The organism is Pseudobutyrivibrio ruminis HUN009, assembly GCF_000703005.1.
GTDB lineage: Bacteria > Bacillota > Clostridia > Lachnospirales > Lachnospiraceae > Pseudobutyrivibrio > Pseudobutyrivibrio ruminis_A.
Map to the genome: position 1 here is coordinate 674135 of NZ_JNLH01000001.1, position 21542 is coordinate 695676.

Here is a 21542-nt window from a genome sequence, read left to right on the forward strand (position 1 = left end):
TTTTTTAACTTAACTTCTCAATCACCACAACCCCAGAGCAGTAGCTCTTTGGTTCGTACTTAATTCCTTGGAAATGCTGCTGCAATTCATCCAACACAAAGTAGATTTCATCATCGTCCCAGCGTTGGCCTTCTTCTACCTTGCACTGCTCAAGCTTTTCGCGAGTTTCAAAAGCAACATCTCCAAATAGGATTTTTCCTCCATCATTTAACAAGCCAAGAAGTTCCTTGATGAACTCCACTTTCTGCTCATCATTAAGATGGTGAATTGAATAAGTACCAACGATGAAATCGAATTTCTTCTCATGTAACTCTGGCACCAATCCCTTAGTGATATCTCCTTGATAAAGCTTTGCATCTGGCATCTTCTCTTGGGCAAGCTCAATCATACGAGCCGAGAAATCCTGACCATATACTTCACAGCCATTCTCATATAGCTTAGAAGTAAGTGTGGCTGTTCCAAAGCCGATATCTAGAACTGCTGCACCAGGCTTTTCCATAATCACTTCATAGATGTAGCCTAGCACATTCTTATAGCCAGCAAATGGATAAACATTGCTCTCCTCTGATAATCCAACTGCCTCGTCATATCCATCTGCCCATAAATCAAATCCTTTGTTGTCTAACATATTCTTCCTCCTCTATGTATGTAATTTTCTTACCTGTTCACTTTATCAATTTAACCCGCAAAAGTAAACAACCTAAAAAATGAGCAGCCCACTTAAGGGTTGCCCATTTTATTATCTCCCTACTATTTCGTCGAAAATGGCATGTGCCACTTCTTCTTTTGTCATGATTGGAAGCTCTTTGGCACCATCAGCCGTGATAAGAGTTACCACATTGGTGTCTGTGCCGAAGCCTGCCCCCGATGTACGTAGATTGTTGGCGACAATCATGTCCACATTCTTTTTCTTCAGCTTAGCGCTTGAATTCTCAAGCATGTTTTCCGTCTCCATTGAGAATCCGCAAATAAACTGTCCTTCTTTTCTGTGGGCACCAAGGTATGCCAAAATATCTTCCGTTCTCTCAAGCTCTATACAGCTAGCTTCACCATCTTTTTTCTTTATCTTCTCCGTTGCAACATTGATAGGTCTGTAATCTGCAACTGCCGCACTCTTTATAATAATGTCGCACTCCCCGGCCGCGTTTTTAACTACCTCAGCCATTTCAGCAGCGCTTCGTACATTAACAACATTTACAAACATAGGTGGCTCAATTGCAACTGGGCCAGACACAAGTGTGACATCGGCACCGCGCTCCATGGCAGCCTTGGCGATGGCGTATCCCATCTTGCCAGTGCTGTGATTTGTGATATAGCGGACTGGGTCGATTGCCTCCTCTGTAGGGCCTGCTGTAACAAGCACTTTTTTGCCAACCATATCGTGTTCATGGGCAAGCTCTCGAAGAATGTACTGAAGAAGTACCTCTGGTTCAGGCATCTTGCCTGCCCCTGTATCTCCACATGCTAAATATCCATTAGCTGGATTGATTATTTCAAATCCGTATTTACGAAGTGTTTCAAGATTGTCCTGAACGATTTGATTCTCAAACATGTTTGTGTTCATAGCTGGACTGACAAGCTTTTTGCATTTTGCTGCGAGAATTGTTGTAGTAAGCATGTCGTCTGCTATTCCATGGGCCATCTTGCCAATTACGTTGGCGCTAGCGGGTGCCACCATAAAAATATCGGCTCTCTTGGCAAGTGCCACATGTTCAACGTTGAACTGAAAATTCCTATCGAATGTGTCTACTAAACATTTATTTGAAGTAAGAGTCTCGAAGGTAATTGGATTGATGAAATTGGTGGCGTTCTTTGTCATGATGACATTTACATCTGCCCCGAGCTTTACAAGTGCCGAAGCAAGACTTGCAATTTTGTATGCTGCGATGGAGCCTGTTACTCCAAGGACTACACATTTACCTTTTAACATAATCCTTTTAATACCTCCGAAAACTACTAACTAGATTGCTACTTTACGCTTATTTCTCCCTAGTTGTTTATATTAAAGTGCTGCCTGCTTTGCTGAATTATCAGAAGCTACAGCTTTGATTTTCATTGCCTTATCTGAATATACACCTGCTGGCTGAATCTTATCAAGTACGATGCCTACTAAATAAACAATTACAGCACCTACGATAGCTTCGATAACACCATTGAAGCTGATAACACCAGCGATTACTGCCATAAGAGCATCTGGGTCAATCTGTAAAAGCTCAGCGTATGGAACCTTATAGAAAAGATAGATGCTTCCCATAACAAGAAGTGTATTTGTCATTGCGCCTGCAATACCAGCTGTGATAAAGCCAAGAGCCTTTGCATCCTTGTTCATGAAAAGGTATTCAATACCAGCGAATGCTGCGATACCAACAACGATACCGATTACTCTTGCAACTGAAACTGACATTCCAAGTACGCCTTCTGAAATCATTTTATTAAAGAATGCGAACACGCCAAATCCAAGAATGAATGACACAACTGCATTGATAATTGAACCAACTACAGCCTTCTTATCAGAGCTGATTGCCTTCTTGATACCAACGTATACGAAGTAAGGTACCACACCGATAAGAATTCTTGGTACGATAGCGATGAATGTACTCTTGAATACGATTAAGAGTGCTGCTCCAACTGAATCATGTGGAAGCATTGTCAACGCAGCTACAGGCGAAAAGATGAATGCTGATGCTGCTGGTGCGATTGAACTCTTAATGAAACTGCTGAGTCCGAATACACCTCCAAGAAATGCGCCCTTCTTTGGTCCTAAGAATAAAGAACCAATGATAACTGGAATATGAAGTGTTGTTGCATTAATAACTACAAGTGGAATAAATCCGAGTGGTGTTGAAGCCATTACTACAATAATGGCTGTGAATAACGCTGTGAGCACAAGCTCATAGGTCTTAGAATTTCTGCTTTGCATTTGTTCCTCCTTTTGGTAGAAGCCTCGACGGGTCTCCTCCTAGTAAAACCTTGCGTAAAGCGTAGCAACCATATATTACCATCTTTTTTTCAGAAGAACAATAAATTTTTAACAATGTCTGTTTTCTGGCAAAAAAGACCAGCCCCGTGGAGCTGGTCTGTAACTAATTTTCTTATTTGAGTGCCATCTCTTCCATCTCACGAGCGATGCGGTTGATTACATCAAGAGTATCGTTCATATCATGGAGGGCATCCATTGCATTTTCGCTGACAGATCCAACTGTATCTGTAGCTGCTGCAACCTCTTCTGATGTTGCAGAAAGGTTTGTAATGTTATCCATAATCTGTGAGTTTGCTGAAATAACTTCATCCACAGAAGACTTAACCTGAACAACTCCGTTACGAAGTTCATCAGTACCTTCTTTGATAGTATCAAGCTTTGTACCTGTCTCAGAAATAAGTTCGTTCTGCTTGTTAGCATACTCTGCTGACTTTGACATTGCAGATGCAGCTGAACGAGCATCGGATGTAAGGCGCTCGATAATCTTTGCGATTTCTTCTGTAGCCTCGCGAGTGCTTTCTGAAAGAGCACGAATCTCATCAGCAACTACTGCGAATCCCTTACCAGCCTCGCCTGCACGAGCTGCCTCGATTGAAGCATTAAGAGCGAGCAAGTTTGTCTGACTTGAAATACCAAGGATTGTCTCTGTGATACCCTGGATATCCTGAATGCTATCGTTAAGAGCCTGTGTAGTTGTGCTTGTTTCGATATTTATATTTGCAACCTTTTCAGCCTGGCTCTTAAGCTGGTTGATAAGATCAACACCTTCATTTACAGATTCTTCTACTCGGATTGAAACCTCATCGATTGTAGTAGCTTCCTCACCAACGGACTGGATGCTTTCCTGAATGATTGCAGTCTTGTTTGTTTGATTCTCAATAGCTTCTGCAATATTCTTTGTACCTTCAACAATTTCTGCAACTGAATCATCAACTGTATTCATAGAATCGTTGAGGTTTGTAGAAACTTCATTAGCTTCCTCAAATTTCTTATTGAGCTGCTCTGCCAAATCAACAATTGTTTCTGATGTCTCTTTTATATCCTCTGCATGCTCTTTAATAGTATCAAGAGTCTCTGTTGTCTGACGGCGCTGCTGCTTACAAACGATAACTGCGATTGTACAACCAATCAAACTGAAAACCATCTGTGTAATAAGCTCGCTTACTTCAAGATTACCTCTTAAAATCTCATTTATTCCCGAGAGCAGTAAGCTAAAGTTTGCAATAATAACACCTATTCTAACTGTTCCAGCCTCACCGTATATCATTACAATCAAAATGATGGCATACATGAAAACATACATATGCTCATCATTAGGGCGAATAATAGTCATTAAGAACAGCGCTATCATTGATAATGTTATGCAATACTTATAACGATATTTCTCCCCAAACGCATTAAAGCAAACCTGGAACAAAATAATATCAAGTACTGCCACAGCCAATCTGACAATATCCAGCACATTGATGCCTGTCATAACCAATGCTCTAACATTGAAAAATATCAATGCCATGGCTGTGATTGTTCCACAATATCTAGCTAGTCTGTTTTTTTCGAACATCTGTCTTGTTTGGATGCTCATATTTTCATTTGCCTCACCCATTATTGTGTCCTCCATACTAATATGTGATATATTATTAACTGTACCACATGAAATCACTGTCATACTAGAGTATAAATCATAAATTTTTTCATTTTGTGAATTTTATTCCTGTAATTTTAAATATTTTTTGTATTTTTTTGTTTTTATAAAGGAGTTTACATATATATGGCTAAAAAAGAAGACAAAACAAACGTAATGAGATTACTTGATCAGAAGAAAATTCCTTATGAACATTTTTCATTAGAAGGTGCTGATGGTCTTTCTGGAGAAGAGATAGCTGATAAGCTTTCAGAGAATCCAGCCCAGGCATTTAAAACACTTGTAACAACAGGCAAAACTGGCAATCACTATGTATTCGTAGTTCCAGTAGCCGCTGAACTTGATTTAAAAAAGGCAGCCAGCGCTGTCTCTGAGAAATCTATCGAAATGCTCAAACAGAAGGATTTACTCCCACTTACTGGATATGTACACGGAGGCTGCTCTCCTATCGGCATGAAGAAATTCTTTACCACAGTCATCGATGCCTCTGCTGAAAATTTTGACCAGATTTATTTCTCAGCTGGCAAGGTAGGCCACCAAGTAAAAATTGCAGTAGAAGATATTTCTAAAATTATCAGAGTTGAGTATGAGGATATTATAAAGTAAAAAAAGGATTCAGAAATCCATGATTTCTGAATCCTTTTACACCTATACTATTCGCTTTATTCCTGAGGCATGTCACTTTCAATCTTGAACTTAGAAAGCTCATCATTGATAGCAAGTGCAGAATCTGATACTGAGTTGGCTACGTTTTCTACGCCTTGGCTTTCTGTGGCAATCTGGTTTGCACTTTCTGCCAATGTGTAGATTGTAGCGGTGATTTCTTCTGAGCTTGCTGACTGCTCTTCTGAAATAGCTGCAACAGATGATGCGATGTCGTTAACTTCGCCCATCATTCCTATCATATCCTGCATTACTGCTGCTGCAGAATTAAGATCTTCGTAAATCTTAGAGAAGCTTGTTCCTGCCTTTTCTACAACCTCACCGCTTTCATTGATAGATTCCATATTTCTCTGTGACTTTTCAGCCAAATCAGAAATAAGTCCTGTAATCTGTCTGATGATATCTCCGATTTCTTTAGCTGCATCCTGAGAATTCTGAGCAAGCTTTCCAATCTCATCTGCAACAACTGCGAAACCTTTACCAGCTTCACCGGCACGGGCTGCTTCAATTGAAGCGTTAAGTGAAAGGAGGTTGGTCTGTTCTGCGATAGAATCAATCATCTGAACGATATCTGTAATCTGCTTAGCAGAATCTCCAACAGTTACAACTACGTCGTTCATTTCGCTCATTGACTCGTTGATGTTGTCCATACTGCGCTGAACCTCTGTCATATCTTCCTGACCAATCTTTGCCTGATCAACAAGAGCCATCATTGTTTCGTTTGTGCTGTTTCCATTATCAGTCAAATCAGATACTGCGTGAGCAAGATTTGTTGCATTTTCAGCAAGCTCGCCAACAGCATTTGAAATATCGTCCATGGTCTCCTGAATCTGTCCCATAGATACTGACTGGTCTCCAGCCTCTGTACTCATCTTACTAGACGCATTCTTTGAGCTTTCAGAATCCTCTTGCAGTTGTTCCGCACGGCCCTGAATAGAACCAATCGCTCCGTTCATAATCTGAACGAACCTTGTCATTTCACGGCTGATAAGTCCAATTTCATCACCCTTATCAGCTGGCATCGTTGTTGTAAAGTCACCATCTGAAATCTTAAGGATGCTCTCTGAGAGGCCATTAACTGGCTTTGTAATAACTTTATTAATTGTAATAAGGATAATCGCAATAATTGCACCAACAAGAACAAGCATAGCTCCAAGTGATATAAGCATAAAGCTATTTGCTTCTGCCATTACATCATCCACTGCTACTGATGAAACAAGTGTCCATGTAGTTCCAGGAATAGTTGCTGCTGCTACATAGTAATCTGTATTTGTAGAATCTTGATTAATAACTACAGGTTCGTCACTTCCACTTTCTACATAAGCCTTTACGTTTTCAAGATATTTACTTCCTGACTCTGAAACCAAGGTACCGTTTAAATCAGTGTCAAAGTAAGAAATAATATAGTCCCCATCTAATACCATGGAACCACCAGTCTTCATTGGTGTAAGTGCATTAACGTCCTCTTGTAATGCTGTCAAGAACACATCAATGGCTGCAACACCAAACTCGCCATTTGCGCAGTTGACATTTCTTACAAATGTTACGCAAAGCTCGCCATTATTGGCATCGATATATGGTTCTGTACATACAAATGTCTCCTGGTCTTTGCCTTCTGCATACCAACCACGTTCTGTTGGTCTCCAGTCAGATGGCTGAACCTGATGATTTGCGAAGAAATATGAATCATCTGAGAAACCTATGTAGATACCAGTGTTCTCAACAGAATCATAGTCTGCAGATGGCTCTATATATTTGAGCATTGCTGCATGATCTTCAAAGTAAACTGTTTCAAGCGTATCACAATACTGTCCATCTTTGGATGTAAGCATTTGGAATTCCGAACCGAGCTTAGCAGCATTGTACTGGCCCTCTGCCTCCAAATCCATAAGAGATACTTCTGTGATAATCTTTCTTGCATTATAGGAAATAAACACTATGATTCCTGCAATGCCAATAGCAATTACTGGAAGCAGTATTACCAATAACATGGTTCCTATACTGCGTTTTACTTTTGGCGCATTAGCCGTTTTTTTACCTTTTTTAGCCATGATGCTCTCCTCCTATTTCCACAGATTCGCAATCTGCATATGTTCACTTTCACCATTATCACGCATAATTGTTACTTTTCTGTTAATTATTGGAGGATTTTATTTATTTCACTGATTCTTCACAAGTATGTCCTTTATGACATCATAATTTTCCTTGAGGTGTGGACGCAAGCAGTTGATACAAGACTTTATACCCTTGCTTGTGTATGTGAAATTGCCACCGCACTTGTCCCCTAGATGATAAAGTGGGCAGTAGCAAAACAGACAATTGAAATTGTCTGGGTCATCTGTCTTGTGGCAAGGGAAATACTCGCACTCTCTATTTTGAAAATATTTGTAATGTTCCATATGTAAACCTCTTTGTTCGCTTTGCTCGGAAAACCTACTCGAGCAGGGTATTTCCTTCGCTTTGCTCGGAAAACCCTACTCTTATTATACATCAGATTATCATTATTTTTTCACACCTATTTGTTAGGATTGCCCTATAAACACCTATGTGAGGTAAAAAATATGTTTAAGCACGATAGGAAATCCCATACTCTGGTGGATGACACTGGTATTCATGAAGATACAAAAGTAAAAAAGATAACCTTCTTTGTAGGGCTGTGTCGCCTCGTTACAGTCATTCTTATTGTTCTTGGTGTACTGAATCTGGTATACGGAAATATTTGAGGGGAAATATGGAAGATTTTAAGCGAAGAGTCTATGAAGTTGTAGAAGTTTCCAGCATGGGAGACAAATCCAGCCGAGCTTACGATATTATGATGAATACTGCCATCATCGTAAGTTTAATTCCTATGACTTTTAAAAAGGATATGGCAATGACCTTCTGGCTGGAATTATTTGTCACATTCATATTCTTAATAGATTATGTTGCTCGTGTTTATACCGCAGACTATAAGATGGGCTACAAAAGCTATAAGGCCTATATCGCCTATATTCTTTCGCCGCTAGCATTGTTTGATTTCATATCAATCCTTCCAATTATATATTGGTTTACTCCAGTCAAATCCTGGATTGGACTACTTCGCCTTTTTAGAGCTTTCCGTGCAATCAAGTTGGTTAGATATTCCAAGACAATGATTGTCATTTCTAATGTAATCAGAAAAGTTAAAAAGCAACTGATGGCGGTTTTGATTTTAATTACTGTATATATTTTTATGTCTGCCATGCTGATATTCCAACTGGAGCCTGACCTTTTCAATAACTTTTTTGACGCGCTTTATTGGGCAACCATTTCCATTACAACTATCGGCTACGGAGACATATCTCCTGTGACACCAATCGGCCGTATGATTACCATGATATCTGCTTTGGTGGGTGTTGCTGTGATTGCATTGCCGTCTGGTATCATTACTGCGGCCTACATGAATGAGATTAATAAAAAGAAATCGAAATATGAATTGTAAAATCTAGATTATTAAAGGCACTGCATAATGCAGTGCCTTTATTGTTTTTATGAAACTTTTAATTTGAACTTCTGAAGATCATGCTCTGAATCAACTTCTGCTAAAGTTGCGCCAAGCTTTGAGAACTTTCCAACGATATCTTCGTATCCACGCTGGATGTACTTGATATCATCAATAACTGTAATGCCATCCGCTGCAAGACCTGCAATGATAAGTGCTGCACCTGCACGTAGATCTGATGCCTGTACTTGAGCACCTGTGTAACGCTCAACACCAGTAACGATAGCAACTGTGCCCTCGACCTTGATGCTTGCACCCATGCGAGCAAGCTCATCAACATATTTGAAGCGGTTTTCAAAGATTGACTCTGATACTGTGCTAGTTCCCTCTGCAATAGCAAGAACAGCAGTGATTTCCGGCTGCATATCTGTAGGGAAACCTGGGTATGGCAATGTGGTAACGTGAGTATGTGTAAGCTTACGTCCCTTTGCGATAACTCTAACAGCATCATCGTATTCTTCGATTACACAACCTGCTTCGATAAGCTTTGCTGATGTAGCCTCCAAATGCTTAGGGATGACATTCTTGACAAGGATATCACCGTGTGTAGCTGCTGCCGCACACATGTATGTACCTGCCTCAATTTGGTCAGGAATAACTGCGTAAGAAGTGCCGTGAAGCTCTGAAACACCAACGATACGGATAACATCTGTACCAGCACCACGGATATTTGCTCCCATACTGTTAAGGAATGATGCCACGTCTACAACGTGTGGCTCCTTAGCTGCATTTTCGATAGTAGTCTTGCCTTCTGCAAGAACAGCTGCAAGCATAATATTGATGGTAGCACCAACAGATACCTTATCAAGGTAGATGTGGTTACCAACAAGCTTGTCAGCACGTGCAGACCAAAGGCCATAAGATACGTCTACATTGGCACCAAGAGCCTTGAGCCCCTTAACATGCAAATCGATTGGACGCGAACCAATAAGGCAGCCACCTGGAAGTGCTACCTCTGCATTTTTATATTTGCCAAGAAGTGCTCCCATTAAATAATAAGAAGCACGAATCTTTTTGATGTACTCATAATCTACTGAAAGACGAGAGATGCTAGAGCCGTTAATCTTTACAGTGTGCTCATCCACACGTGTAACTGATGCTCCAATATCTTCGATTGCTCCAATAAGAACATTTATATCTTTAACATTTGGCAGATTTTCAATTGTAACAGTCTCGTCTGTCATGATGGCACCCGCCAAAATACCGAGAGCTGCGTTTTTGGCACCGCTGATTTCAACCTCTCCTGAAAGGGCTGTGCCACCTTTTATAACATACTGCTCCATATTAACTCCTAACAATTCTCAATTTGACTCCGATATAATTTAGCATAAAAGCCGTTTTTCTGCAATAGCTCCACATGGCTTCCCTGCTCTACGATGCTTCCATCCTTTACAAACAGAATAACGTCAGCCTCTCTAATTGTTGAAAGTCTGTGGGCTACAATGAATGTAGTACGGCCTTTCATCATCTTATTAAATGCTGATTGTATTTTCTGTTCTGTGCGAGTATCGATTGAGCTGGTTGCTTCATCCAGAATCAACATTGGTGGAATATTTAGCATTACTCTTGTGATACACAAAAGCTGCATCTGGCCCTGAGATAATGAGCCGCCCACCGATGAAAGTATTGTATCATATCCATAAGGCATTCTTTTAATAAAGCTGTGGGCATGAGTTGCCTTTGCAGCCTCAATAATTTCCTGATCTGTGGCATCTGGTTTTGCCATTCTAAGATTTTCTCTTACTGATGCATTCTTTAACCAGGTTTCCTGAAGTACCATTCCAAATTTGCTTCGCAAATCTTCCAATGATAAATCTCTGATATCAACGCCATCTACAAGAATCTCGCCGGCATCAACATCATAAAAGCGCATCAAAAGATTTATGATTGTACTTTTTCCAGCACCAGTTGGTCCAACGATTGCTACACGCTGCCCACTTTTAACATTTAAGTTAAGGTGCTCGATTAATTTTTTGCTCTTGTCATATGAGAAGAATACATCGTTGAACTGAATCTCGCCCTTTACATCAGGGATGGATGTTTCTCCTTCATCAACTTCAACTTCTGCATCTATCATTTCAAACAATCTGGCAGCGCAGGCCAAAGCATTTTGGAACTCGGTGATTACACCTGAGATTTCATTAAATGGCTTTGCGTATGTGCTGGCATATGATAGGAAGCTGGTGAGGCCACCAACCGTTATGCCTCCTCCGATTGCCAGGATGGCACCAAACACGCCAACTGCTGCGTAGATAATATTATTTATGAGGCGTGTGCTTGGGTTTACCGTTGATGAATAGAAAGTGGCTTTCATAGATGCATCTGCCAATCTATCATTCATCATCTCAAATCGTTCTAAGGCATCATCCTCGTAATCCATATTTCGGATGATATTCTTGCCTGAAATCATTTCTTCTATATAAGAAGTTTCTGTTCCACGAAGCTTTGCCTGCTCGCCGAAAAACTTGTAGGTTTTCTCGGAAATGAACTTTGCCAAAAGCAAAGATGCTGGTGTTGCAATTATTACTATCAAGGCAATCTTTACTGAAATCATCAGCATGAAATAGATAGTGCCAAGGATTGTAAGTACTCCTGTGAAGAACTGTGTGAAGCCCATCAAAAGTCCATCTGCAAAAGTATCTGCATCGGAAACTATTCGGCTGACAAAATCACCATGTGGATGTGAGTCCACAGTGGAAAGCTTCATATGCTGTAGCTTAACAAAAGCTCTGTCTCGAAGACTCTTTGTAACACTGTAGGTAATGTCGTTGTTGACACGATTCATTATCCACTGAGTAAAGAATGTGGCAGCGATTGTCACTGTCATAATCTTTAGCACCTGGATTAATCTGTTGTAATCAATCTGGCCTGGAGCAACGATGCAATCCACTGCCTGACCTGTGAGAATTGGAATTCTAAGGGTCAGGTAAACTGTTGCCAGGGCACAGATGAGTGAAATAAATATTTTAAAACTGTATGTTTTTAGTTCTATTAAAACGCGATTTAATATACGAGATTGAGACTTTTTATTCATTGCAAGCCTCCTCTCTAGGGAATTGACAGTAGTAAATTTCCTGATATGTGTCGCAGCTTTCAAGAAGCTGGCTATGTGTGCCAAGGCCAACTGCCTTTCCATCTTCTAGCACGAGAATCTGGTCTGCATCCATTACAGAAGATGCTCTCTGGGAAACCAAAATAATTGTAGGCTTCCATGGCAGGCTGTGAAGTGCCTTACGAAGCTTTGCCTCAGTGGCAAGATCCAGGGCGCTGGCCGAGTCATCCAGGACAAGGATTCTTGGCTGACCTACTAATGCTCTTGCAATTGTAAGTCGTTGACGCTGACCGCCTGAGAAGTTTGTTCCCTTGCCGGAAACCTCTGCATTTATGCCGCCTTCCTTTGCTTCTACAAAATCTAAAGCCTGCGCTATGTTAAGTGCTGATTTAATTTCCTCATCATCAGCATCCTGCTTTTTCATAGTCATGTTGGACTTTATTGTTCCGCTGAAAAGGGATGCCTTCTGTGGAACAATTCCAAATAGATTTGATAGCTCTCCATCAGTCATGGCCTTTACATCTGTTCCATCGATGGAAACCTGTCCCTTTGAAACATCATAAGTGTGGTTCATAAGCTTAAGTAATGTGCTCTTACCTGAACCAGTACCGCCGATTACGCCAAGGATACTGCCCGCAGGGATATCCAAAGTGATGTCCTCTACATCGTAATCGTTTGTGCCATTGTAGCTAAATGATACATTGGAAAGCTGGATTGAGCCGGCATTTTCGGTCTTCGTATTGCCCGTGCTATTCATGTGCATTCTTTCATCAGACTTCATCTCCATCAGCTCCTGTACACGATCTGCTGATGGGAATGCCTTCATAAGAAGAACGATGAGGTTGGCAAGCTTGATAAGCTCCACTAAAATCTGGCTCATGTAGTTTACAAGCGCAACTACATCACCCTGAAGGATAAATCCTCCATCTACACGTCTCATTGAAACATATATCAAAAGAACTATGCCCAGGTTCACTGCCACATAAGTGACTGGATTTAAAAGAGCTGAAATCTTTCCTGTGGAAATCTGCATAGAAGCTAGCTCTGCTGTTCTCTTTTCGAAGCCTTCCTTTTCCTTATCCACCTGGTTGAATGCACGAAGCACTCTGGCACCTTCTAGATTTTCAGATGTGGCATGGAGCACTTTTTCAAGCCTTGCTGCTATTGTTTTGTATCTAGGTAATGTGTACTTCATAATGATAAACACTATTAATGAAAGCACACCTACCACGAGCAAGAAAATAAGTGCTGATTTAACATCTACGATAAATGCCATAATGGTCGCGCCAAACACGATAAATGGTGAACGTAAGAAAAGGCGAAGAACCATATTAATGGCATTTTGAATCTGATTGATATCGTTTGTGATTCGTGTTGTCAGCACCTCGTCACCAATCTTTTCCTTTGTGCCCTGAGACAGTGAAAGAATCTTTGCAAAAAGATCTCTTCTTATTTCAGCTGCTACATATACAGCTACATTTGCGCTAAAGTACTGGGCTGTAAGCGAAAAGACCAAACCTACAACTGCCAGCAAAAGCAAAACCCCACTCATCCTAATGATGTAGTGGGTATCTGAGCTTGCGATACCTTTATTTATGATTGACGCCATAACAAGTGGTACCAAAAGCTCAAATATCGCCTCTAACATTTTGAATAGTGGGGCAAGTATTGCTCGTATTTTATATTTTTTGATATAAGTAAGTATAAAACTCATATTACTCTGCTTCTGTTTCCTCAGTTGATTCATCTGAATTCTCTTCAGATGTTTCTTCAGTATCCTCTTCTGCTGATGTATCTTCTGTGTCTTCTACTTCTGTTTCTTCTGATGCGTCCTCTGTAGACTCTTCTGTATCTGTTGTCTCCTCTGTAGTTGCATCATCTGTTGTTTCTTCTGTTGTCTCTTCTGTCTCAGTCTCAAGTGTCTTGAACAATGTATCAAACTCTACCTTTGCCCAAGCCTTCTCGTCAACTTTCCATGTGATAGCTGCTTTCCATGTCTCAAGAAGCTTATCAAATTCATCTGACTCAAGTGATTCCTTCTTTGTCTGAGAAGCATCCTCATCATGATCTGCATCAAGGTGAATTACATAGTAGCCTACGCCATCGATTTCGATAACATCTGATGTGTCGCCCTCATCAAGTGCTTCTGCTGCTTCGATGATGGCCATATCCATTGTGTCATCCTCTTCCTCACCCTTAAGGTAAGAGTATGTAGATGTTGTTGTCTCAAGCTCCTCTGCCTTTGCTGAGTAATCATCAGCTGCTGCAAGTTCTTCAGCGTTAGCCTTTAAATCTGCGATTTCTTCTTCTGTATATTCAACTGCATTGCCTTCCTCATCTTTAGTGCCTGTTGTATCGAAAAGCACATATGAGAATGTACGCATCCAGCAATCTTCATCTGAAATGCTTTCGCCTGCTTCTTCCATTGCTGCATTAGAAACTAATGAATAGTATGTTCTGTACTCTAAGTACTCTTTAACATATTCCTCTGTAGCACCCATCACCTCAAGTGTTTCTTCTGGGTTATCAGAAATAAACTTTGCAGCTGCATCTGCAATGGCTGTTTTCTGCTCATCTGTGAGAGCGATATCATAATCACCAGCGTGAAGCTTTGTTAAATACTGATTTTCAATATCCTCCAACACGCCTTCCTTTGTATCATCCTCCATTGTAGAGCCTGTGCCAGTCATATCTGTTGACCACATGCCCTCACCATAGTATGAAAGCAAGTACTGGTCGTACATTGACTGCTGATATCTGGCTGCAAAATTTGCATAGCCAAGGGAGATTGTATCCTTTGTGCCATCTCCTGTATTTATTGTTACAAGAGTAGTGTCAGGATTGAACTTACTACATCCTGTAAAAAGAACTGCTGCTGCAAGTGCAGCAATACCTGCTGATTTAACAATATTCTTATTCATTATAAATTCCTCCTGAGTGAACCCACCCATATTTTTTCAAGCCTTTTTATTATAGTTAATCCTGCCAAATTAATCAATTATTGGGGGCTAATTATGGTTTACCTCCTTTATAGACTTCAAATCCAACAAGAAATCCTGCAGGTAATCAAACACTTCGTTTGGTTTGATGCGGGTGTTGGCCTTGGTGTTGAAGATGAAGGCTGGGTTCTTTGGATCTGCCGCAAATGTGATGTGTGGGTTGTTGCGCTCTAAGAGAGCTGGTATCTGAGCCACATCTATTTTGGCTTTTTCGTACATGACGATGCGGATGATGTCGCCCTTTTGCTCGATGGCTGTGACATATGCGTCGTGGGCCTTTACGCGGAGCATTGCCACCCAGAGAAGATTCTGTACGCAGCGCTTTGGCTCGCCAAAACGGTCCACAAGCTCATCCAGCATTTCATCGCGAGCCTCCTCAGAATCGATGGCAGCAATACGCTTGTAGATATCGATTCGCTGCTCTTCGTTGGATACGTAGGTATCTGGCAAGTATGCCTCGATATTGATATCCACTGATGTATTGAAGTTCTCTTCCTTCGCTTCACCCTTTTCAATCTTTACAGCCTCATTAAGCATCTTGCAGTATAGGTCGTAACCTACTGCTGTCATGTTGCCGTGCTGCTCTACGCCAAGGAGATTGCCTGCACCGCGGATTTCCAAATCACGCATAGCGATTTTGAAGCCAGAGCCAAGGTCTGTGAATTCCTTGATTGCAGCAAGTCGCTTCTCTGCAACTTCCTTTAGCATCTTGTCCCTGCGATACATCAAAAACGCATATGCGGTACGGTTGCTTCGACCAACTCTGCCGCGAAGCTGATATAGCTGGGACAATCCCATGTTGTCTGAGTCATGTATGATTATCGTATTTACGTTAGATATATCCAAACCAATTTCAATAATAGTTGTAGCAACAAGCACATCGATTTCGTGGTTGATGAACTGCATCATAACATCCTCAACCTTGGCCTCGGTCATTTGGCCGTGGATGTAGCCCACAGTTGCCTCCGGTACAAGTCGCTCAATTTCTGCCGCCATATCCTGGATACCGCGGACACGGTTGAAAACATAATATACCTGACCGTCGCGAGCCATTTCTCGAACGATTGCCTCTCGGACCATCTCTTCGTTATATTCAAATACGAAGGTCTGGATTGGAGTACGCTCCATTGGAGCCTCATCCAAAACACTCATATCACGGATTCCAACCAGCGACATGTGAAGTGTACGAGGAATTGGGGTAGCGGAAAGTGACAGCACATCAACTGTCTTTTTCATCTGCTTGATGCGCTCTTTGTGATTTACACCAAATCGCTGCTCCTCATCGATGATAAGCAGACCTAAATCCTTGAACTCCACATCCTTTGAAAGCAAACGATGTGTTCCGATAACGATATCTACTGTTCCAGCCTTTAACCCTTCGATAGTTTTCTTTTGCTCTGCTGGTGTTCTAAATCGACACAAAAGCCCAATGTTTACTGGATAGCCGCCCATTCGCTGGACGAAGTTGTTGTAGTGCTGCTGGGCAAGGATCGTGGTTGGAACCAAGTATGCCACCTGCTTGCCTTCCTGCACTGCCTTGAAGGCTGCACGCATGGCAACTTCTGTTTTGCCGAAACCAACATCACCGCAGATAAGTCTATCCATTATTTTGGTGGACTCCATATCCGACTTAACTGCCTCGATTGCAGACAACTGGCCCTCCGTCTCCTCGTATGGGAAGCTTTCCTCGAATTCCTTTTGCCATACAGTATCTGGACCATATACAAAGCCATCTGTGTTTTGGCGAAGAGCGTACAAATCCACAAGCTCCTTCGCCACAACTCCAACGGCAGACTGAACCTTTTGCTTTGTTCTAGTCCACTCCTGAGTACCTGCGCCAAGACTGTTGAGCTTTGGCTTTTTACCGTCTGGACCGGAATATTTTTGAATCATATCCAGCTGAGATGTAAGAACATAAAGGTTGCTGCCCTTTGCATACTCAATCTTGATATAATCTCGAATAACCTTGTCTATTTCCATCTGCTCGGTACCCTTGTAGACACCGAGGCCATAGTTTTCATGAACGACATAATCGCCCACATGCAAATCAGAGAAGGATGAAATTGACTCTCCCTCATACTTCTTTACACGATGCTTTTTCTTACGGACGTGGCCGAAGATATCCCCATCTGAAAGCATTACAAAGGCGCTATCAGGATAGTCGTAGCCACGCTTTATATTTCCTACACAAAGCATAGTTTCACCAGGATTTATCTGATGATCCAAATCTGATGTGAAGTATGCATTCAATCCTTCCTGAAGCAAGTCCTCTGCAAGGCGCTGTCCCTTGGTTGAAGAGCTTGTCACAAGAAGCACTTTGTATTTACGTTTCTTGTACTGAAGTAGCTCCTTGGTGAGAAGCTCGAAGCTGCCGTTGTATGCGTTTACTCCCTGCACCGCGATGCTGAAATGGTCTGCTGATTTAAGGAGTTTATTTTTCGCATCGAGAACTGACATAAGTGTGGTTGGACACTTTTCGATTTTGGCAAAGATTTCCTCCACACCGTAAAGCATATCCATCTGGCCCTTAAGCATATAGCCAGCCTCTACTCGGCGAGTCATGGCATCGGAAAATTCTGTCTGGGTAACTTCACCCTTTGTAATTACCTTTTGCACCTCATCGATAAAGACATAGGTGCCCTTTGGCATGAAATCGATGAATGAACCAAGCTTATCGCAGAAGTAAGTGAGATTTGTCTCAAGCTCCTGGCTAAGGCCCCATTCTCTGGTTTCCTCCACTACCCTGTCGGCGTAGGTTTTCAGATGATATGCCTCTTCTGTTTTCATTTCCTTGCGATATGCTTCGTAGCGCTCATCTCGCTCTGCCTCGATTCTGGCAAGACCTGCCTCTACCTCATCAGCTGATAGGATAAGCTCCACTGCCGGGAAGATGATTACCGAGCTGATATTCTCAATTGACTTTTGGTTGCTGGCATCGTAGGAACGGATGCTGTCCACCTCGTCGCCCCAAAGCTCGATTCTAACTGGCAAATCTGCAGTAAGAGGGAAAACGTCAATGATTCCACCTCGCACTGCAAATTCTCCAGGATGTTCGCAGGTGCCCACTGCCTCGTAACCCATAGCAACTAGCTTGCGGCGCAAAGCCTCAAGCTCAATAGTATCAGTATCGGAAATGGCAACTACACCCTCCTCAAAATAAGACACATCTGGCAGCTTATTCATGAGGGCATCGATGGTGGTGATGACTGTGCAGCTGTTGTTATTTATAACTGCCTCAATAGCGCTCATTCGCTCACGTGTAAGGGCATTACCTCTAATATCAGACTGATAAAAGAGGAAATCCTTTGCAGGAAAATACACCACATCATTATCGTAAAAACGATATTCCTCGTATAATTCTCTAGCCTTCAGCTCGTCAGAAGTGATAATCAGCTTGTGGCTGACATCATGCCCAATACCAAAAATGAGGTGCGCTTTATCAGCACACCCCGTGATATCGTAAACCTTGCCATAACGAGCTAGAGCCTCGCGAAGAGACTCAACAGCTGTTAAATTTTTAAATGGTTCCAAAAAAGTTTTCATAATTACTTGCCTATAATCTTTTCAGCTCTATCAAGTGCTGCATCAATGTTTGGCTGGAAGTTTTCAGCACCTACCGTATTTACGAAGTCAGCCTTCTCCATCATGTGACGTGGCTGTTCATTTACGTGTGAGAATACAACTGTAACTCCCTTTTTCTTTGCTCGCTCAACCAAATCGCGAAGTGCTCTAAGAGCTGTAACATCAATGGCTGGAACAGAACGCATTCTGATAACAAGCACCTTTGTATAATCCTTTACGTTAATGCTTTCTGCAAGCATATCAGAAACACCAAAGAAAAGTGGTCCTGTGATTTCAAATACTCTGATTTCTTTTTCTACTGGACGTAAATCATCAACAAACTCAGCATCGTCCGACTGATATGTCCATCCGCTGACATGAGTCTCCTCGCTCATTCTCTTGATGAAGAGGATACATGCAACAATCATGCCCCACTCGATTGCTACTACAAGATCAAATACTACTGTGAGAACGAATGTAAGTACAAGTACGATGATATCTGACTTTGGAGCAAACTTTACAAGTCTTACGAAAGGTCTCCACTGGCACATGTTGTATGCAACCTGGAAAAGGATTGCTGCGATACATGGCATTGGAATGAATTTTGCGTATGGCATAAGTACAACAAGTACGATAAGAAGTGTAATGGAATGAACCATACCAGCTACTGGTGTACGACCGCCGTTTTTGATGTTGGCAGCTGTACGAGCGATAGCCCCTGTTGCAGGGATACCACCAAAAAGAACTGAACCGATATTACCGATACCCTGACCGATAAGCTCCTGATTACTTCTGTGCTTGCTGTTTACCATTCCGTCTGCAACTACTGCAGAAAGAAGTGACTCGATTGCAGCAAGAATCGCTATCGTAAATGCGTTAGGCATTTCGTTTCTTACTACCGCAAGTGAGAAATGTGGAACTGAGATTGTTGGCAAGCCTGCCTTCAAATCTGGATAAAGAGTTCCTATCGTATTTACGTTAAGGTGAAGTCCCTGTACCATTGCAATGCTGACGAATACAGCAATGATTGATGCAGGAATCTTTGAGAAGAACTTTGGCCAAATGATAAGCACTGCAAGACAAACAACACCAACTAAAGTTGCCTGCCAGTTAAGTGAATCAATGTTGCCAAAGAATACTTTTAATTTGTCGATTGTTTCGATTGGCTTTTCGCCGTGGAAATCTACACCAAAGAAATCCTTGAACTGACCTATTAAAATTGTAACTGCGATACCGGCTGTGAAACCAGTTGTGATTGTGTATGGGATGAATTTGATAAGTGCGCCGGCTTTTACCACACCTAAGATAATAAGAATGATACCTGCCATGATTGTTGCAATGATGAGTCCATCCATTCCATCAGTTGCAATGATGCCTGCTACGATTGTAGCAAAGGCTGCTGTAGGTCCAGCAATCTGAACTGTACTTCCTCCGAAGAAGGAAATCAAAAATCCAGCAACAATTGCTGTATATAATCCTGGCTCTGGGCCAACACCTGAGGCCAAAGCCAAGGCAATAGAAAGTGGCAATGCGATGATTGCCACAATGATTCCAGATACTAAGTCTTTAAAGAACTGCTCCTTGCTATACTTCTTCATGCAAGTAAACAGCATAGGTTTAAAACTTTCCATTTCTAACTAAACTCCTAATCTTCTTCCTAGCATTTCTGCATTGACAGCAAATTCCATAGCTGTCTCCTTTGTGATTTTGCCTTCACGCACCAATTTGAAAAGGCTAGAATCCATTGATACCATTTCGTCTGTGTCACTTGAATAGATGACACCTTCAATCTGTGGTACCTTGTTTTCTCTGATCATATTTCTGATGGCTGGAGTCACTGTCATGACTTCAAATGCAGGCACAAGCGAACCATCAACAGCTGGAACAAGCTGCTGAGATACAACTGCCTTTATAACCATAGAAAGCTGTAATGCTATTTGGTGCTGCTGCTCAGAAGGGAATACGTCGATAATTCTATCGATTGTGTTTGCTGCTCCAATGGTGTGCAATGTTGACAGAATTAAATGTCCTGTCTCAGCCGCAGTCATTGCAACGGAAATTGTTTCAGCATCACGCATTTCTCCAAGCAAAATAACATCTGGACTCTGTCTAAGTGAGGCACGAAGTGCAGTCACATAGTTCTCTGTATCTAAGTGGATTTCTCTTTGAGACACAATTGATTTGCCGTGTCTGTGAAGGTATTCCACAGGGTCCTCAAGGGTAATAATATGCTTGTTATAGTTTTTATTAATCTTGTCCACAATACAAGACAAAGTGGTAGACTTACCACTTCCGGCAGGACCTGTTACAAGCACCAAGCCCTTTGACTCATTTGAAAGATTGATTACAGATTCTGGAATGAGTAACTCTTTGTAATCTGGCAGTGTGAATGTGATGACACGAACTACCGCTGCAAAAGTACCTCTTTGCATAAATGCATTTACTCTGAAACGAGAAACATCCTTGATTGCAAATGAGAAATCGTCATCGCCGCCTTCGATGTATTTTGTAATATCTCTACCTGCAAGCTCATAAATCTGGCGAACCAACTCCTCTGCTTTTGCTGGCATAACTGGACCGTCATCTGGCTCAGCCTTTTCTGTATAGCCCTGCTCCAATTCTGAACGAGTAAGAACGAGGTCGTTTACTCGGAATGAAACCTCACGGCCTGTAACAATAAATACATCTGAAGCCTTGTATTTTCTAACTGCATCTGTTAAGTAAGTTACAATATTTGTACTCATTCTATCCCCCTCAATCCTCCAATGTTATAACTGGCTGTGTGCTGTCTGCTTCCCACGAAGAAACATTTTGCACCTGCCAGCAAGTAATCTCTTTAGATTCAACCTTTACATTTAACACCTGATTTTCATTAATATCAACTGTAAATTCCTGATCCGCCCAATCTGAATCTGCAATTATCTCGTATGCCTGGTTGGATGCATTGTAGTATTCATCAGTATGATTAAGAAGCTTCATACTGAGATTGTAGTTGTTGTGACTAGATGAAATGGCAAGGGCAGCAATTACCGCAAATGCCATGCCAATCAGGATAACAACCATCAACGAGGTACCTATATTTATTATTGTCCTGTTTTCTCTTTTTGTATGCTCCATTGTCACTC

Annotated in this window: 17 protein-coding genes; 3 read left to right on the top strand and 14 right to left on the bottom strand. The window is 41.6% G+C overall.

The window, feature by feature from the left end; translation table 11 throughout:
- Nucleotides 1-4 precede the first annotated feature (4 nt).
- The 4 genes from BO15_RS0103000 to BO15_RS0103015 form a co-directional block, all read right to left on the bottom strand.
- Nucleotides 5-628: a class I SAM-dependent methyltransferase gene (locus BO15_RS0103000; RefSeq protein ID WP_033152238.1), complete on the bottom strand. Its 624-nt coding sequence runs from the start codon at nt 626-628 to the stop codon at nt 5-7.
- A 111-nt stretch (nt 629-739) separates the two neighbouring features.
- Nucleotides 740-1930 carry a bifunctional phosphopantothenoylcysteine decarboxylase/phosphopantothenate--cysteine ligase CoaBC gene (gene coaBC / locus BO15_RS0103005; protein ID WP_033152240.1) on the bottom strand — a complete coding sequence of 397 codons (1191 nt, stop codon included), beginning with the start codon at nt 1928-1930 and terminating at the stop codon, nt 740-742.
- 72 nt (nt 1931-2002) lie between these two features.
- Complete coding sequence (locus BO15_RS0103010; RefSeq protein ID WP_033152242.1) at nt 2003-2920, bottom strand: ECF transporter S component; 918 nt, start codon at nt 2918-2920, stop codon at nt 2003-2005.
- A 172-nt stretch (nt 2921-3092) separates the two neighbouring features.
- Nucleotides 3093-4583, bottom strand: coding sequence for a methyl-accepting chemotaxis protein (locus tag BO15_RS0103015; protein WP_033152244.1), 1491 nt, complete (start codon nt 4581-4583; stop codon nt 3093-3095).
- Nucleotides 4584-4748: 165 nt separating this feature from the next.
- Here BO15_RS0103015 and ybaK point away from each other — a divergent pair, with 165 nt between their 5' ends.
- Nucleotides 4749-5228 (top strand): Cys-tRNA(Pro) deacylase, encoded by a 480-nt coding sequence (ybaK, locus tag BO15_RS0103020; protein WP_033152246.1) that lies wholly within the window; start codon nt 4749-4751, stop codon nt 5226-5228.
- Between the two features lie 56 nt (nt 5229-5284).
- On the opposite strand, the gene BO15_RS0103025 is transcribed toward ybaK, so the two are convergent.
- Both BO15_RS0103025 and BO15_RS0103030 read right to left on the bottom strand, forming a co-directional pair.
- A complete protein-coding gene (locus tag BO15_RS0103025; protein ID WP_033152247.1) occupies nt 5285-7336 on the bottom strand; it encodes a methyl-accepting chemotaxis protein in 2052 nt (683 codons plus the stop codon).
- Nucleotides 7337-7444: 108 nt separating this feature from the next.
- A complete protein-coding gene (locus BO15_RS0103030) occupies nt 7445-7684 on the bottom strand; it encodes a cysteine-rich small domain-containing protein (RefSeq protein WP_033152255.1) in 240 nt (79 codons plus the stop codon).
- Between the two features lie 162 nt (nt 7685-7846).
- Between BO15_RS0103030 and BO15_RS13605 the strand changes: the two genes are divergently transcribed.
- A complete protein-coding gene (locus tag BO15_RS13605) occupies nt 7847-8008 on the top strand; it encodes a hypothetical protein (protein WP_157752305.1) in 162 nt (53 codons plus the stop codon).
- 8 nt (nt 8009-8016) lie between these two features.
- Nucleotides 8017-8745, top strand: a complete 729-nt coding sequence (locus BO15_RS0103035) for an ion transporter (RefSeq protein ID WP_033152257.1) — start codon at nt 8017-8019, stop codon at nt 8743-8745.
- Nucleotides 8746-8792: 47 nt separating this feature from the next.
- Here the strand turns inward: BO15_RS0103035 and BO15_RS0103040 are convergent, their stop codons facing one another.
- The 8 genes from BO15_RS0103040 to BO15_RS0103075 all read right to left on the bottom strand — a co-directional run bounded on the left by BO15_RS0103040 (nt 8793) and on the right by BO15_RS0103075 (nt 21534).
- Nucleotides 8793-10088, bottom strand: coding sequence for a UDP-N-acetylglucosamine 1-carboxyvinyltransferase (locus BO15_RS0103040; RefSeq protein ID WP_033152260.1), 1296 nt, complete (start codon nt 10086-10088; stop codon nt 8793-8795).
- An 8-nt stretch (nt 10089-10096) separates the two neighbouring features.
- Nucleotides 10097-11839 carry an ABC transporter ATP-binding protein gene (locus BO15_RS0103045; RefSeq protein ID WP_033152262.1) on the bottom strand — a complete coding sequence of 581 codons (1743 nt, stop codon included), beginning with the start codon at nt 11837-11839 and terminating at the stop codon, nt 10097-10099.
- Nucleotides 11832-13604: an ABC transporter ATP-binding protein gene (locus BO15_RS0103050; RefSeq protein WP_330372000.1), complete on the bottom strand. Its 1773-nt coding sequence runs from the start codon at nt 13602-13604 to the stop codon at nt 11832-11834. Before BO15_RS0103050 ends, BO15_RS0103045 begins: the two co-directional genes overlap by 8 nt.
- A complete protein-coding gene (locus BO15_RS0103055; protein ID WP_033152266.1) occupies nt 13573-14778 on the bottom strand; it encodes a hypothetical protein in 1206 nt (401 codons plus the stop codon). Before BO15_RS0103055 ends, BO15_RS0103050 begins: the two co-directional genes overlap by 32 nt.
- 87 nt (nt 14779-14865) lie before the next feature.
- Entirely contained in the window at nt 14866-18399 is a 3534-nt protein-coding gene (mfd, locus tag BO15_RS0103060; RefSeq protein ID WP_033152273.1) for a transcription-repair coupling factor, read from the bottom strand.
- Nucleotides 18400-18401: 2 nt separating this feature from the next.
- Complete coding sequence (locus BO15_RS0103065; RefSeq protein ID WP_033152275.1) at nt 18402-20048, bottom strand: SulP family inorganic anion transporter; 1647 nt, start codon at nt 20046-20048, stop codon at nt 18402-18404.
- Nucleotides 20049-20054: 6 nt separating this feature from the next.
- Entirely contained in the window at nt 20055-21161 is a 1107-nt protein-coding gene (locus BO15_RS0103070) for a type IV pilus twitching motility protein PilT (RefSeq protein ID WP_033152277.1), read from the bottom strand.
- Nucleotides 21162-21171: 10 nt separating this feature from the next.
- The gene (locus tag BO15_RS0103075) at nt 21172-21534 is read right to left on the bottom strand and encodes a hypothetical protein (RefSeq protein ID WP_033152279.1); all 363 of its coding nucleotides are present in this window, start codon (nt 21532-21534) and stop codon (nt 21172-21174) included.
- Nucleotides 21535-21542: the final 8 nt, after the last annotated feature.

Coding starts and splice junctions, on each gene's coding strand:
- BO15_RS0103000 (WP_033152238.1), bottom strand. CDS start 628: ATGTTAGACAACAAAGGATTTGATTTATGGGCAGATGGATATGACGAG.
- coaBC (WP_033152240.1), bottom strand. CDS start 1,930: ATGTTAAAAGGTAAATGTGTAGTCCTTGGAGTAACAGGCTCCATCGCA.
- BO15_RS0103010 (WP_033152242.1), bottom strand. CDS start 2,920: ATGCAAAGCAGAAATTCTAAGACCTATGAGCTTGTGCTCACAGCGTTA.
- BO15_RS0103015 (WP_033152244.1), bottom strand. CDS start 4,583: ATGGGTGAGGCAAATGAAAATATGAGCATCCAAACAAGACAGATGTTC.
- ybaK (WP_033152246.1), top strand. CDS start 4,749: ATGGCTAAAAAAGAAGACAAAACAAACGTAATGAGATTACTTGATCAG.
- BO15_RS0103025 (WP_033152247.1), bottom strand. CDS start 7,336: ATGGCTAAAAAAGGTAAAAAAACGGCTAATGCGCCAAAAGTAAAACGC.
- BO15_RS0103030 (WP_033152255.1), bottom strand. CDS start 7,684: ATGGAACATTACAAATATTTTCAAAATAGAGAGTGCGAGTATTTCCCT.
- BO15_RS13605 (WP_157752305.1), top strand. CDS start 7,847: ATGTTTAAGCACGATAGGAAATCCCATACTCTGGTGGATGACACTGGT.
- BO15_RS0103035 (WP_033152257.1), top strand. CDS start 8,017: ATGGAAGATTTTAAGCGAAGAGTCTATGAAGTTGTAGAAGTTTCCAGC.
- BO15_RS0103040 (WP_033152260.1), bottom strand. CDS start 10,088: ATGGAGCAGTATGTTATAAAAGGTGGCACAGCCCTTTCAGGAGAGGTT.
- BO15_RS0103045 (WP_033152262.1), bottom strand. CDS start 11,839: ATGAATAAAAAGTCTCAATCTCGTATATTAAATCGCGTTTTAATAGAA.
- BO15_RS0103050 (WP_330372000.1), bottom strand. CDS start 13,604: ATGAATCAACTGAGGAAACAGAAGCAGAGTAATATGAGTTTTATACTT.
- BO15_RS0103055 (WP_033152266.1), bottom strand. CDS start 14,778: ATGAATAAGAATATTGTTAAATCAGCAGGTATTGCTGCACTTGCAGCA.
- mfd (WP_033152273.1), bottom strand. CDS start 18,399: ATGAAAACTTTTTTGGAACCATTTAAAAATTTAACAGCTGTTGAGTCT.
- BO15_RS0103065 (WP_033152275.1), bottom strand. CDS start 20,048: ATGGAAAGTTTTAAACCTATGCTGTTTACTTGCATGAAGAAGTATAGC.
- BO15_RS0103070 (WP_033152277.1), bottom strand. CDS start 21,161: ATGAGTACAAATATTGTAACTTACTTAACAGATGCAGTTAGAAAATAC.
- BO15_RS0103075 (WP_033152279.1), bottom strand. CDS start 21,534: ATGGAGCATACAAAAAGAGAAAACAGGACAATAATAAATATAGGTACC.